The sequence below is a fragment of the Halioxenophilus aromaticivorans genome, from assembly GCF_042850945.1.
Taxonomy (GTDB): domain Bacteria; phylum Pseudomonadota; class Gammaproteobacteria; order Pseudomonadales; family Cellvibrionaceae; genus Halioxenophilus; species Halioxenophilus aromaticivorans.
This window is the reverse complement of record NZ_AP031496.1, coordinates 5,149,888-5,163,258: the sequence shown is the minus strand read 5'-3', so window position 1 is coordinate 5,163,258 and position 13,371 is coordinate 5,149,888. Positions and strand designations below refer to the sequence as shown.

Below are 13,371 nucleotides of genomic sequence, written 5' to 3'. Positions count from 1 at the left end.
TAATGGGCGGGCGCTTAATTTCTATAGCTATTTATTCTTCATCTGCGCTGATTTGCGAAACGTATGTTTGCTGTCTAGCTTTATTAGTATGTACCGCTTTTTTTACGTTTTTTAATTCCTGTTTGCGTGTGTGTGATTTATTAGATGAAAAAGTTTTTAAAAACGAGCTGTTTGCTGGTTGCATTTCCTTGTTTCTATGCAGGGGAATTGTTTGCTCAAACAGATACCGGCGCTTCTTCATCTTTGGATCAGATTTTGGTTTACAGCGCGGCTAATAACCCAGAAATAAAAGAAGTGTGGCACGCGTTACAGGTTGCGGAGCAGGCCGTTCGCCGAGAAAGATCCGCTTTGCGGCCGTCGGTAGATTTGCGGGGCTCTGCTGCCATGGTAGAGCGGGAGGACATCACCAGTAATGATTTCTCGTCCAGCGAATACGAGGTTAGATTAACGCAAAGGCTGTTCGATGGATACAACCGGAAATACCAAATTAGCCAGCGCGAATATGAGTACAGCGCGGCTTACTTCCAGTACCTAGGTCAGTTAGAAACAACATTGTTACAGGTGGTGGTTGCTTATATCGATGTGCTCTTGTACAGAGACTTACTGGAAATCGCCAAAGAAAACCTTCAGTCCCACGTGGACGTCTACAAACAGATAGAAGAAAGTGTCGAGGCCGGGGTGGGTCGCCGTGCGGATTTGGAGCAAATCAGCGGGCGCTTATCATTAGCGGAAGCCAATGTCATTACCGAACAAGCCAACTTGCAAGATGTATCTACGCGTTACCTGCGTCTTACCGGCCTCTGGCCAGCCGAGTATCTAGAACCCATCAGTTACGAGGTCGAAGCCGCCTTGCCACTGGATACTGCCATCGGTTTCGCAGCGGCACAGCAAAAAAATCCCCAGCTGCTGGCGGCTTATTACAATATTCAGGCGTTTCGCCAGGCGCGTGGCGCAGCAAAAAACGATAACTACCCCAAGCTGGACTTTATCGCATCCTATGGCCTGCAAGACGGAAATGAATTGGGTATTGCCGAGGACCGTACCGAGGGCCGGGTCGGCCTGGAGTTGACCTATAACCTCTACGATGGCGGTCTTAAAATCAGTAATCGAAAGTCCGCTAAATTCAGCGCAAACCGAACGTTAGAAAACAGAAACATTAACTGCAGAAATGTTCGGCAAGATTTACAGCTGGCTTACAATGAAAATATAAATCTAGAACGGCAATTGCCCTCGTTAAACGAGCATCGGCTATCATCTGCGCGTGTAAAAACCGCCTACTCTGATCAATTTAAAATCGGTTCCAGAACCCTTTTAGATTTATTGGATTCTGAAAACGAAGCCTATGAAGCCAGCCGCGCTTACAAACAAGCCTATTCGCGTCAGCAAAATGCGCAGTTTCGCATGTTGGCTGTAACCGGTGAATTACGATTTATGGCGGGTTTTGACAACGGCGATGAAGCACTGGTTGACACACTGGAAACGCCGTTGATTACCCGAGTGCCAAGCAGACTTTGCCCAAATACAGAAATGGATGCGCAATGGAGTAATGGCAATGTTTTACAAGCAGACGACGATGGCGATGGAATAGAAAACTTCTGGGACGATTGCGAATCTACACCGGTAGGCGCCGAAGTAGACAAAAACGGCTGTGCCATACCAACTATGCCGGTGGTGATGGACGCCCCAGTAGAGGTGGACCTTGCCACCCTTCCGGTATTGGAAAAAGTCGAAATAAAAATCCAATTTAAAAAGAACTCCGATGAGTTCTTGCCGGAAAACCTTTCTCATCTAGACCCATTATTACAGTCGCTGTCGGATCGCGACGATACGGGCATCATTATTGAGGGCCACGCCTCCCTGGAGGGGCCGGCAGACTGGAATAAAACTTTGTCAGAGCAACGCGCAAAAGCCGTTGCCGACTATTTAGTTGCAGCAACTGGGGTACCGGCTAAGCGAGTCAAATCATTAGGATTGGGCACGGAACGACCGATTATTAACGAACGCAACGAAGCCGCCAACGAGGTAAATAGAAGAATAGAAGCGATTGTTGTTCTACTGCCCGGTGAAGACTCAATAAAGCAACCCCAGTACCAGGAATAGAAAGTGCCAGAAATAGAAACGCGCCATGAATAGTAACGTGATGCACGCGAGTGCTAAATCGACTGGCACCGACTCCGGCGGGCCGCTGATGGACTGCCTACAGATTGTCTGTGGCCTGTACAGCGTGCCGGTGTGCTCGACGGCGGTACTAAATGACCTGCCGCTGAAACACCACAAATTAACCCCCATTAGTTTCGAAGATGCCGCGTCCAAAGTGGGTATGTCCAGCCGAATGGTGGTTAGAAAGCTATCAGAAATTAATACCGAGCTGCTACCCGCCGTCGCCATTCTTAAGAACAACCAAGCATGTGTACTAACCGGCTTTGATGCTCGTAATAAAAAAATTACTGTTATTTATCCAGAGCTAAAAGACTGCGAAGAAACAGTGCCGCTGGCAGAATTCAAGGAGCGCTATACGGGATATATTATTTTTGTTCGGCCCACTCGTAAGGCGGAAAAGCTAAAGCCCCTGGTCGGTGACGTCGATGCAAAAGGCTGGTTTAAAAACTCACTGAAGTGTGCGGTACCGTTGTACCGCGATGTATTGATTGCCTCGGTGGTAATCAGTCTATTATCGCTTGCTTTGCCGCTATTTGTAATGAATGTATACGACCGAGTTGTGCCAAATGCGGCGGTAGAAACGCTCTGGGTGTTGGCGGTAGGCGCGGGCATCGCTTTGTTGTCTGACTGGCTGCTAAAAATGTTACGTTATTTCTTTGTCGAGTTGGCCGCCAGTCGTATTGAGCTTACGTTATCGTCGACGGTGTTTGGCGCCGTGTTGGGACTGCATCTAAAAGACCGCCCGCTTTCGGTGGGGGCCTTTGTGAATAATGTACAGTCCATAGAATCCATTCGCTCTTTCACTAACTCGATTACGCTTGTCGCCTTTATTGATATTCCATTTGCGCTAATCTTTGCCGCAATCATTGCCATGATTCATCCGTATTTAGTATTTCCCATTGCGGTGGGGTGTTCGGTGATTGTGTGTTACGCGTTATACACCCAGCGCACCATGAGCGAGTTGTCGGATGAATCCAAAGAAATCTCTGCCAGTCGTAACGGTTTGCTCACCGAGGTGGTAAGCCACATAGATGATATTAAGTTTTTTAATACTCACAACCACATGCGCTACCAATGGGAGCGGCAGAGTCTTTACTTGGCTAAGGTTAATGCCAAATTACGGCTACTAAGTTCCAGCGTCACCAGCTTGGCCAGCTGGGTTCACCAAACCGTTGGGGTGTGCCTAATCATCGTTGGTGTGTATCTGGTTATTGAAGGCTATATAACCCAGGGAGGCTTGATTGCAGCCTATTTACTATCGGGGCGATTAATGGGGCCCATGGCTATGGTGGCAGGTTTGTTGGCGCAGTTTTTTCAAGCGGTTACTGCCTATAAAACGCTTTCCAATCTTATTGAGCAAGAGCGCGAAAGCCCACAAGCAAAGCAGTGGTCGAAACACGCGATCAGTAAGGGCAGCATTGAATTTTCAAATGTGGTTTTTAAATACCCGGATCAAACTAACCAGGCGCTTAAGGATATTAATCTAAGAATTGAGCCAGGCGAGAAGGTCGCTATTTTGGGGCATAACGGCTCTGGCAAAACCACCATCAATAAATTATTACTTAAGTCCTATCAGCCAACCTCTGGTTTGGTGACTGTTGACGGTATTGATATCAATCAATATGAGCCGTCAGCGCTACGTAACAGCTTGGCGTATGTTCCACAAGATATAGCGCTATTTTCCGGCACGTTGCACGATAACCTAACGTCCTTTGACGAAGAAGTATCGGAAGACAAGCTGTGGCAGCTAATGGACCAATTGGGATTCTCCAATTTTGTAAACAATAACCCCAATGGCATTAATATGTTGGTTGGCGAGCGCGGTGGACTTATGTCTGGCGGGCAACGGCAAACCGTGGCGTTGATCCGCGCCCTTATTCGCAATCCCCAAATCTATATCTTGGATGAGCCTACATCATTTATGGACTCTACTACAGAGGCTAACTTTTGCCGACTGCTAACGGCGGAGGCAAAGGGAAAAACGGTTATTGTTAATACCCATAGGCAAGCACTGCTGCAACTGGTTGATCGCATTATTTTATTAGATAAGGGCAGATGCATCGCCGACGGTGACCGAGATGCTGTGTTAGCTAAGCTAGCAAAAGTACAAAGCGCAGGGGCGATTAATGGCAGAGCGTAGGTCACTTATTCAAAAAATCATTCGCAACTGGCTGGCTCCGCCTGCCGGCCACGATTGGGTGCTGGAATCGGAATGGGCTCGCGTACAGCAGGAGCCTTTAAAAGCTAAAGCCATTCTCTACGTTATTGTGTTGATTTTCATCTGCTTTGCTGTGTGGTCGTACCACGCTTCCATAGATGAGGTAGCTCGCGGCAATGGCAAGGTGGTGCCGTTCCAAAAACTGCAAGTGTTACAAGCGTTTGATGGCGGCATCGTTGAAGAAATTCTGGTGGAAGAGGGTGAAATTGTCGCTAAGGATCAAATCCTAGTGCGTATAGACCCCACCCGGCATATAGCGAGCTTGCAAGAAAATAACGCTCAAACCAACTCTCTATGGGCCAACATCCGCCGACTTGAAGCACTTGTCACTAATGTGCCATTAGAGTTTCCTGACGAATTAATGTCGTCTTCCAAGGCAGCGGTAGGTCAACAAACGGCGCTGTTTCAATCCAACCGTGACGAATTGACAGAGTTGATGACTCGCTTCGATGCTAGAATAGAGCAGAAAAAAACCGATCTCTCATCGTTCCAGACCGAGCTCAGTAATACCAAGAAAATGTACGAGCTATCACAGGAGGAACTGGCCATCACCAAGCCTTTACTTAAATCTGGGGCGGTGTCCGCCAAAGACATCTTGGAGATAGATCGGCGCATACTGGAGCTTCAATCCACTCTGGATAAAACCAAATCCTCAATCAATAAAGCTCGGTCGTCCATTCAAGAAGAACAAAATAATCAGGAAGAAGCGAGGTTAAATCAAATCAATCAATGGCGTAAGGAGCTATCCGAAGCCACCGCAAAAATGGCAGCTCTAACAGAGGTAAAAACGGGGCTCAAAGATGTGGTTGCTCAATCGGAAATAAGATCTCCGGTGAAAGCCACGGTTCAAAGAATATTGGCGAACAATGTGGGAGGCGTGGTGACTCCGGGAAGTCCAGTGTTAGAACTGATTCCCCATGATGATCAGCTCATTGTGGAAGCGAAAATATCGCCCAAGGATATCGCCTTCATACAGAAAGGTCAGCCGGCAATTCTTAAGTTTTCGGCCTACGACTTTGCCATTTATGGCGGATTGAAAGCCTTGGTATCGCACATCAGTGCAGATACCGTGAGCGACGAAAAAGATAACACCTACTACATAGTGCGCCTTCAAACCACAAAAGACCAAGCGTCCAAAATAGACATTCTCCCAGGCATGGTTGCCCAGGTGGACATTATTACAGGTAAGCGAACGGTGTTTCAGTACATCATCGGGCCATTAAGAAAAGCAGCCGGGCAGGCACTTACTGAGAGATAACTATGAACTACAAGGTCGTAAACAATGGCCGTGATCTGAGCCAGAGTTTTAAAGCCCTAAGCGCCAGCTCTTACACTGGGGTGGAGAACTGTGAAACAAAAACCGATGACATGTTTTGGGTGCATACCTCTCACCAAGGTTGGTTGGGCGCTGTTCGGCGGCTATCTGCGACAACAAAGAATATCGTCGTTATCTCCAGTGACCAGAGCTACCGAGAGATGTGCCAGGCGTTGGTGAGCGGTAGCCGAGGTTACTGTGCTGACGATTTGTCGGTGACTGAAATCGAAGCGGTTTCTCGGTCGGTGGCCAATGGCGGACTTTGGGTTAATGAATCGGTATTGTGCGATGTGATAGAAGCATTGGCAGGCTCAGCCATGTACCAGAGACACGAGTTGCCAGTAGGTCAGCTTACCAAGCGCGAAGCCGAAGTGGTTAATGGCATCTTAGAGGGCAAACGCAATGAGGAAATTGCAGAATTACACGGCATTTCGGTAAGAACCGTTAAAGAGCATGTATCGTCCATTTTAAGAAAGTACCAAGCCAAAGATCGAGTAGACCTACTGCTTAAACTTGGTAGTTTCAATAAACCAGCGGTGTAACAGGCTTTTGGTTTCGCTATCTAAAAAGGCCAGATTGCGTTGGACGATCAGTGTGCTCATTGTCATATTAGCAACCGCATGTGGCGTAGTCATATACCATAAAATGGTGCGCTCTAATCAGGTGATTAGCTTTGAAAAGCCCGCCAACGAGTTCATCAGTATCCTCAATGAGCGATTCACACAAATCGATTCGTCATTAGTCACTCTGGTACAACTCTACGTAGCTTCTGCCAGCGTTAGTGAAATTGAATTTCGGGATTTCTCTCGTGGCCTAATAGAGCAAAACCCTGCGATCGCGGCACTTGGGCAAATAGAGATCGTTGATGCCCAGGATGATTCGGGCACCGCGGATAAAGAAATTTCTATGAAGTACTGGTTTATTAATCATGCGCGGCCATTACAAAACAAGAAAAAGGTGATTAATAATTCCAGAGCACGGCTACACCTCATTGGGGATTTGGCCAATGCCCACTTGGTGTCTGCGCTGGTTAAAGGCAGTCGACTGCAAGGGTCTTTAGTCATTCATCATATTCCACGCACCAATAGTTATATTGTGGGCGTAATCGATGTCGTTTATACCAGCCGAGAAGTGCTGGATAACGACATAACCCGCAATTATTCCATCTATAATGGCTTTAACGATGAAAAACCTATTTATAACAACGGTACCGGCGCTTTAAACAGCCACAGCTCCTATCGCTCAACACTGGAGCTGGCGGACAACATTTGGACCATAGCGCTGCGCCGCCCTAATGAACGAAAGTATGGATACCTAGCCATCCCATTGTTCTTTTTTATAACCAGTACCCTGGCCGTGGTTTTTTGGCATATTAACGTAAGAGTAGGCAGGCTCAATAAAGAAAAAGAAATAGCTTTGGAGAGCTTAAAATTAGCGCAGGAAAAGCTTATAGAATCAGAGACCATTAACGCTATGAGTGGTTTGGTGTCAGGCGTGGCGCACGAGATCAATACCCCGCTGGGTATATGTTTAACCAGTGTCTCTCATATGAAGGATATGGTGCGAGATGCTGAGGAAGACTTCAATGCCAATCGGCTGGATGCCGATGGCTTAAAAGATTATTTTGATACCACGAAAGAATTATGTGTACTGATTCAAAACAATATTAAACGGACGGCTAAACTGGTAACAGAGTTTAAGAATATTGCCGTTATAAACCAAGAGGACGCAGGTGAGTTAGCCCACCAGAACCTCAGAGAACTTGTAGACGGCTACATTGACTACTATACCAGTAATAGAGCAGATTCTCCTATTAACGTGGTGAATGATGTGCGGTCGGACCTCGCTGTAAAAACGAACTCAACGGTGGTGAGCAAGGTGCTTTCATTGCTCATGGCTAATGTAGAAGCTCACGCCGAAAGCAAGACGCCAAACTGTATCGTCCATATTGCCACGGAAGAAAACGACAAAGCCATTTATTTACGATTTTCTGATAACGGCCCAGGTGTTACTAAAGACCAGCAAAAAAGAATGTTCGAGCCATTTTATACCACTAATAGAGGCGGCGGTAATGTAGGGCTGGGCTTAACCATTGTACACAACCTAGTAAAAGGGAAGTTAAAAAGTAACCTCTATTATGGGGGTTCTGAGGGGGAAGGATTATGGATCTCATTTGAATTAAAAGATTTATAGCGGAGAATTATTGTGAACATGTTATTTGCAAATGACGATAAAGGTGGCGAAGCAGCGGCGCCGGAAGAAGAACCGCTAAAGGTCTTGATTGTTGATGATGAGACCGAAGTGCATAAAGTAACTGAGCTAACGCTTAAGCGATTTCGGTTTAACGGCCGAAAAATTAAGTTCCTGCATGCCTATTCCGGTGAAGAAGCCCAGCAAATATTTCGTGATAATCCCCGAATAGCGCTGGCGTTGGTGGATGTTGTTATGGAGACGGATCACGCGGGGTTAGATCTGATTCATTTTGTACGTAACGATCTCGATAACAGCTTATGTCGCTTGATATTAAGGACGGGTCAGCCTGGCCAGGCGCCAGAGCACGATATTATCGAGCGTTATGACATCAACGACTACAAAGAGAAAACCGAGCTTACTAGTCAGAAGCTGAAGACTCTGATGTACGCCGGTTTGCGCTCGTTTGTGGATATCGAAACCATTGAGAGCCATAAGGCTGGCCTAAAACACATATTGGCCAGTGTTTCTAAGGTGCTGAAATCCAATTCTCTAACGGAATTTTCATCTGTCGCTTTGAAAGAAACAATGGATTTCTTAAAGATTGACAGCGACGCCGTATTTTATTCTAACGCACAGGCCAGCCGTGATTTTAATCAGGGCGCAATTTTAGCTGCCACCGGTGCCATGCGCGATTGCACAACCATGGCCGATATCCCTGATCGAATCCAGCCAATCATGGAGCGCGCCTACCAAGGTCAGGAGAATATCAGCGAAGATAATCAGTATGTATTCTACACTCGCTCCGACCGAGATAACGAATGTTTGCTCTACCTTGATGCCACACAAGAGCTAACAGAAAGCCAGCAGGAGCTGTTAGGGATTTACTGCATTAATATCTCTTTAACCTACGACAAGCTCAAACTCAGCGAAGAGCTGGTAGAAACGCAAGAAGAGTTTGTTCAGCTACTCGTCAGTGCAGTAATTAAGAAAAACAAAGAAACCATTAATCACATCAAGCGTGTGTCTACTCTGGCCTACGAAGTCTCTAAGCTTTACGGTTTATGCGATTTGGACGCTCTGCGCATTAAAGCGGCTGCGCCTTTGCACGATTTCGGTGAGATTACCCTGCCAGATGACCTCCTACTAAAGCCAGGCGCACTTACTGACGAGGAGCGCGAGGTTATGAAAACCCATACCGAGGCTGGACACCAGATACTCTCCAAATCCACCAAGCCAACATTGCTAACGGCGGCGGAGATATGCCTTTCTCACCACGAACGCTGGGACGGGGGTGGTTATCCCAACGGTTGGGCCGGTGAGGACATTCCGGTGTCGGCAAGAATTGTATCGATTGCGGATGTATTTGACGCTCTAGCTTCAAAACGAGCTTATAAGGAGTCTTGGGACAAAGACGACATTAAAGCTGAATTTGTAAAAGAAAAGGGAGGTCAGTTTGAGCCGAAGTTGGTCGACGCCATTGTCGAGAACTTTGATGCTCTTTGGAGCGCGCGGGGGCACTACCTGGATCCGGAGGCATAGGCTACAACATGACAATCTCCAGCATTTTACACGCAATTTCTACCTCCTACGCGGCAATGCCTTCGGTGACGTCCCGCCGGGACGTGATCCGCAGTATGGTGAAAACCTTTTCTGGTGCAGATTATTTTGTTTTCTGTGGCCGAATAGGTAGTGACTATATTTTTAATGAATATCTCAATTTTGAATATTCTGAGCACGAACTGATCAATTTTCAGATATTCAAAGACAGTTATGTGAATTATTTTGCTGAGGATCAGTGGCGAGTCGAGAACCCGAGCCAAAATGCCGGAGATAGTACTGGAGATAGTACTGGAGATAGCGGCGCCAACTTCGGAACCGTAGCCACTTGCGGGCTGAAAAACGAGCTGGATGGTCAAGTATATGCGGTGCTTTTGGCCTGGAAGGAGGCAAAGCAACCCGATCTTGAGGACCTAAACAATATCGCGCTGATCCTCAGTGATCAGAATCTTATGGTAGCCCTGCAAAAACGCGAATTGCCGGTGGACGATGAAACTGTAGAGGCTGAGCGCTTTATTGAGCTGGGCAAGATGGTGGCCAGCGTCACTCATGAGGTCAATACGCCCCTGGGTATTTCAGTCACCGCTGTATCCCACCTTAAAGAGGCCACTAAAGCGCTAGAGACAGACTACAAAGAAGGCGCGCTTACCGAAGACTCTTTGGTGGAGTTTATGGAAGAGGTAGATGACGTCTGTAATATGCTGGATTTTAATTTGGACCGTGCCGTTGGGCTTATTAAAGATTTTAAAGGCAGTGCCGTTAGCCAAAGTTCAGACCGCTTAGCGTCCTTCAATTTAATCGATTTGTTGGATAAAGTTCTGTCCAGCACTCGGCCTTACTTAAAGGGACAGGGCGTTAAGATAGAAACCGAATTTAGCGATAAAAACGGATTCTTTATGAATTCTTTCCAAGGGGCCATTATTCAGGTTGTTACTAACTTGATCTTTAATGCCTCTGTTCACGCCTTTCCGGACACGCCAGAGCCGTTAATAAAAATACACCTAGATGCTGGTGATCAGTCAGACACCGCGGTATTGAAAGTGGTGGATAACGGCGCGGGTATTCCAGCGTCTATTCAGCGCGCAGTATTCCAACCTTATTTCACCACTCGTAGGGATAAGGGGGGCAGCGGCCTGGGCCTAGCGATTGTTAAATCGCTGTTAGAAAACAAACTACAGGGACAAATTGTCTTAGAAACAGAAGCCGGAGTGGGTACCACATTCACCGTTACATTGCCATTAGCCATTGCCGACGTTTGCCTAATAGATTCTCATGACGCTCAATAAACAACTTTGGATATCCATTGTTCTGATTATTTTTCTCAACAGTGGTATTTGTTTTATTTTAATCGTTGACGCCATTAAAGACAGCTTAGGTGAGCAGCTCTATCTAAAGAATGTCGATAACGCCAATGGCTTGGCGTTGGTGCTGACGCAATCCGAGAAATCGGTATCTAACCTTGAGCTGTTGATTGCTGCTAAATTTGACTCCGGCCATTATTCCATCATTCGTCTGGCCGATGAAGACGACAACGATATTGTCGTGTTAAGGGGCTCTGAATACGAAACCAATGTTCCCAGTTGGTTTATGCGTTTTGGCCATTTTGAAGTGGCACCCGGTGTGGCGCAGGTGAGCGATGGTTGGTCTCAATTCGGCACTGTTCACCTAGAGAGCCAGGCAGAATATGCCACCGAAATACTCTGGGGGAAAATTAAATACTTCACACTGTGCGTGCTAATTTTAGCACTAGTCATCGGTGCTATTGGTTCTATCCTTCTAAAAATTGTGTTACGCCCTCTAGACAGAATCGTCTACCAAGCCAATTGTTTTTCAGATCGGCGATTCATAACCATTGAAACACCTTGGACTTCCGATTTCGCTCGCGTGGTGGAAGCCATGAACAGCCTAGCCAATCGGTTTAAAGCACTGGTGTTAGAAAATAATCGCCGCTTAGAAGACACTCGCTATCGCAATCGCCACGATCCAATTACCGGGCTACCTAACATTAATGCCTTTTTCTCTATCCTAGAATCACAGATGCATTCTTACCAAGAGTACGAAGCCAACGTCTTTATTATGCATAGTGTAAAGCTAATGAGTGGCGATTTTTTGAGTATGCCCAAGGACGACCAGAATGTGGTAATGAAACAGTTTGCGCAGTGGCTCAGTGACTACTACGTTAAAAAGAACAGCCTGTACACCGAGTGTCGAATGGCTCGCATCAACGAGACAGACGTAGCCGTGTTGGTATCCGGGTGCGATCAGATTAATTATATTCGTTCGAATTTCCTAGAGGCACTTACCGCCAGCGATATAAAAACCCGGGGCGATGTCCAACTGGACGTCGCTTCAGCAGCAACCTATGTACGTAATAATGAGGCCAGCCACGAGCTGTTTGATCGATTAGACGATGCCCTCTATAACGCCACGGAAAGTGACGATGAAAGCGAATTCGTCATCGACGGTTTCCAAAGTAGCGTCAGCGACGACAACCTGGCACAGATCTGCAGCGACTTTATCGACAATGTTGGCTCGGGTTCTAGCATTCAGTTTTGCGATGTAAAAGATGCCGGTGACAAAAAGCTTTTTTCACTGGTTTCTGCCGAAATCCGGCTAAATGAAAGCGACTGTGGCTTAGAAGCGCTCACTGCATTTGCGAGGCGTACCAATCGTCTGCGCCATTTAGATTTAGCGTTAATTCGCCGTGCTATTAGCGCACTGGATATCTCCAGTGGGGATGTCAAGCTTGCCGTACCGCTGTACGCTTCTACGTTTGCCAGTGTTGATTCAGTAAAGCAAATTGTTGATCTACTAAAATCTAACAGTGCCTATGCTTCGCGGTTGTTGTTCGATTGCCGCGAGAGCGCTGTCACTGGTCGCAAAGACGAGTTCGTTCATTTTGTAGAGAGTGTTCGGCCCTACGGGGTAAAAATTGGCTTAAGCCGAGTAGGGGAAAGCTTTTCCCAAATAACCGATGTTCACGAACTCGGCTTAGACTACATCAGCATCGACAACGCCTTCGTCCACGATGTACTTAACAACCCCACCAACCAAGCGTATTTGCGTGGTATTGCGGATTTGGCCCACTCCTTGGGAATGAAAGTGTACGCCAATGGATTTATTGGCGCAGACGGTGAAAAACTACTCTTCGAAATTGGGTTTGATGGCCTAGCTCGCGAAAAGTACAAGGCACTGTAACCGAGATATGAATACATCGGTTACTCAGTGCAAGGCGTTCCCGTTGCTGCCTAAATCAGCTTGTGCTGTTTTGCTCATTTGCGGCGCCTCCTTTTTTGTAAGCTCAGCCACGGTTACCATGAATTTGGACAAATTTTGGCAGTCCGTGGCGAGTTTTGGTGGTAAAAACAGCGCAGATAACCGCAAGCAACTGGATAAAGTGCTGGCGGATGCGAAGCAAGCCCAACGTTTGCAAGTAATTAAAAGCGTCAATGCCTATGTAAACTCCGTAGTGACCTACGAAGTGGATGATGTGGTTTGGAAAGAGAGCGACTACTGGGCGAGCCCTGCCGAGCTACTGGGCCGAGGGCAGGGTGATTGTGAAGACTATGCCATTGCCAAATACATACTGCTGATGAAATCGGGCGTGCCGGAAGAGAATCTACGGCTTATTTACGTAAAGGCCAAAATCGGTGGCCGCCGTAGCTCGGTAACCCAGGCCCACATGGTGCTAGGCTACTTCCACCCCGGTGCGTCTCAGCCTCTGATTTTGGATAGCCTAGTAGATGAAGTACTGCCTGCCCGCGATCGTACCGATCTCACCCCTGTGTTTAGCTTTAACAGCCAAGGGTTATGGGGCCCCGGTAATCAAAAGGCCTCAGGTTCTTCTACCGCTAAGCTATCTCGCTGGCGTAACGTCTTCCGTAAGCTCGAGCTAGAAGGAATTACCCTGGGGTAACGGCAGCCCACA

10 protein-coding genes are annotated in these 13,371 nt (G+C 47.1%); 9 read left to right on the top strand and 1 reads right to left on the bottom strand.

The features are described 5' to 3' along the window. Window positions 1-31 precede the first annotated feature (31 nt). Window positions 32-184, bottom strand: a complete 153-nt coding sequence (locus ACGHM3_RS22000; RefSeq protein WP_345421815.1) for a hypothetical protein — start codon at window positions 182-184, stop codon at window positions 32-34. A 23-nt stretch (window positions 185-207) separates the two neighbouring features. Between ACGHM3_RS22000 and ACGHM3_RS21995 the strand changes: the two genes are divergently transcribed. The 9 genes from ACGHM3_RS21995 to ACGHM3_RS21955 all read left to right on the top strand — a co-directional run bounded on the left by ACGHM3_RS21995 (window position 208) and on the right by ACGHM3_RS21955 (window position 13,359). After that, window positions 208-2,100: a TolC family protein gene (locus ACGHM3_RS21995; protein WP_345421812.1), complete on the top strand. Its 1,893-nt coding sequence runs from the start codon at window positions 208-210 to the stop codon at window positions 2,098-2,100. Between the two features lie 25 nt (window positions 2,101-2,125). After that, complete coding sequence (locus ACGHM3_RS21990; protein WP_345421809.1) at window positions 2,126-4,300, top strand: type I secretion system permease/ATPase; 2,175 nt, start codon at window positions 2,126-2,128, stop codon at window positions 4,298-4,300. Next, window positions 4,287-5,636, top strand: a complete 1,350-nt coding sequence (locus ACGHM3_RS21985; RefSeq protein ID WP_345421806.1) for an HlyD family type I secretion periplasmic adaptor subunit — start codon at window positions 4,287-4,289, stop codon at window positions 5,634-5,636. The genes ACGHM3_RS21990 and ACGHM3_RS21985 overlap by 14 nt, the downstream gene beginning before the upstream one ends. 2 nt (window positions 5,637-5,638) lie before the next feature. Beyond that, window positions 5,639-6,235 carry a response regulator transcription factor gene (locus ACGHM3_RS21980; protein WP_345421802.1) on the top strand — a complete coding sequence of 199 codons (597 nt, stop codon included), beginning with the start codon at window positions 5,639-5,641 and terminating at the stop codon, window positions 6,233-6,235. Window positions 6,236-6,287: 52 nt separating this feature from the next. Then, complete coding sequence (locus ACGHM3_RS21975; protein ID WP_390517661.1) at window positions 6,288-7,886, top strand: sensor histidine kinase; 1,599 nt, start codon at window positions 6,288-6,290, stop codon at window positions 7,884-7,886. An 18-nt stretch (window positions 7,887-7,904) separates the two neighbouring features. Then, on the top strand, window positions 7,905-9,425 hold the full coding sequence (locus tag ACGHM3_RS21970; RefSeq protein ID WP_345421935.1) for a DUF3369 domain-containing protein: 1,521 nt from the start codon (window positions 7,905-7,907) through the stop codon (window positions 9,423-9,425). Window positions 9,426-9,433: 8 nt separating this feature from the next. Next, window positions 9,434-10,729 (top strand): HAMP domain-containing sensor histidine kinase, encoded by a 1,296-nt coding sequence (locus ACGHM3_RS21965; protein ID WP_345421796.1) that lies wholly within the window; start codon window positions 9,434-9,436, stop codon window positions 10,727-10,729. Beyond that, window positions 10,716-12,641, top strand: coding sequence for a LapD/MoxY N-terminal periplasmic domain-containing protein (locus tag ACGHM3_RS21960; RefSeq protein WP_345421793.1), 1,926 nt, complete (start codon window positions 10,716-10,718; stop codon window positions 12,639-12,641). Before ACGHM3_RS21965 ends, ACGHM3_RS21960 begins: the two co-directional genes overlap by 14 nt. Window positions 12,642-12,759: 118 nt before the next feature. After that, a complete protein-coding gene (locus ACGHM3_RS21955; protein WP_345421789.1) occupies window positions 12,760-13,359 on the top strand; it encodes a transglutaminase-like cysteine peptidase in 600 nt (199 codons plus the stop codon). The last annotated feature ends 12 nt before the right edge of the window (window positions 13,360-13,371 follow it).

Excerpts from the sequence above, each read along its gene's own strand:
- ACGHM3_RS21965 (WP_345421796.1), top strand. The coding sequence starts at position 9,434 with ATGACAATCTCCAGCATTTTACACGCAATTTCTACCTCCTACGCGGCA.
- ACGHM3_RS22000 (WP_345421815.1), bottom strand. The coding sequence starts at position 184 with ATGCAACCAGCAAACAGCTCGTTTTTAAAAACTTTTTCATCTAATAAA.
- ACGHM3_RS21960 (WP_345421793.1), top strand. The coding sequence starts at position 10,716 with ATGACGCTCAATAAACAACTTTGGATATCCATTGTTCTGATTATTTTT.
- ACGHM3_RS21980 (WP_345421802.1), top strand. The coding sequence starts at position 5,639 with ATGAACTACAAGGTCGTAAACAATGGCCGTGATCTGAGCCAGAGTTTT.
- ACGHM3_RS21970 (WP_345421935.1), top strand. The coding sequence starts at position 7,905 with ATGTTATTTGCAAATGACGATAAAGGTGGCGAAGCAGCGGCGCCGGAA.
- ACGHM3_RS21990 (WP_345421809.1), top strand. The coding sequence starts at position 2,126 with ATGAATAGTAACGTGATGCACGCGAGTGCTAAATCGACTGGCACCGAC.
- ACGHM3_RS21985 (WP_345421806.1), top strand. The coding sequence starts at position 4,287 with ATGGCAGAGCGTAGGTCACTTATTCAAAAAATCATTCGCAACTGGCTG.
- ACGHM3_RS21955 (WP_345421789.1), top strand. The coding sequence starts at position 12,760 with ATGAATTTGGACAAATTTTGGCAGTCCGTGGCGAGTTTTGGTGGTAAA.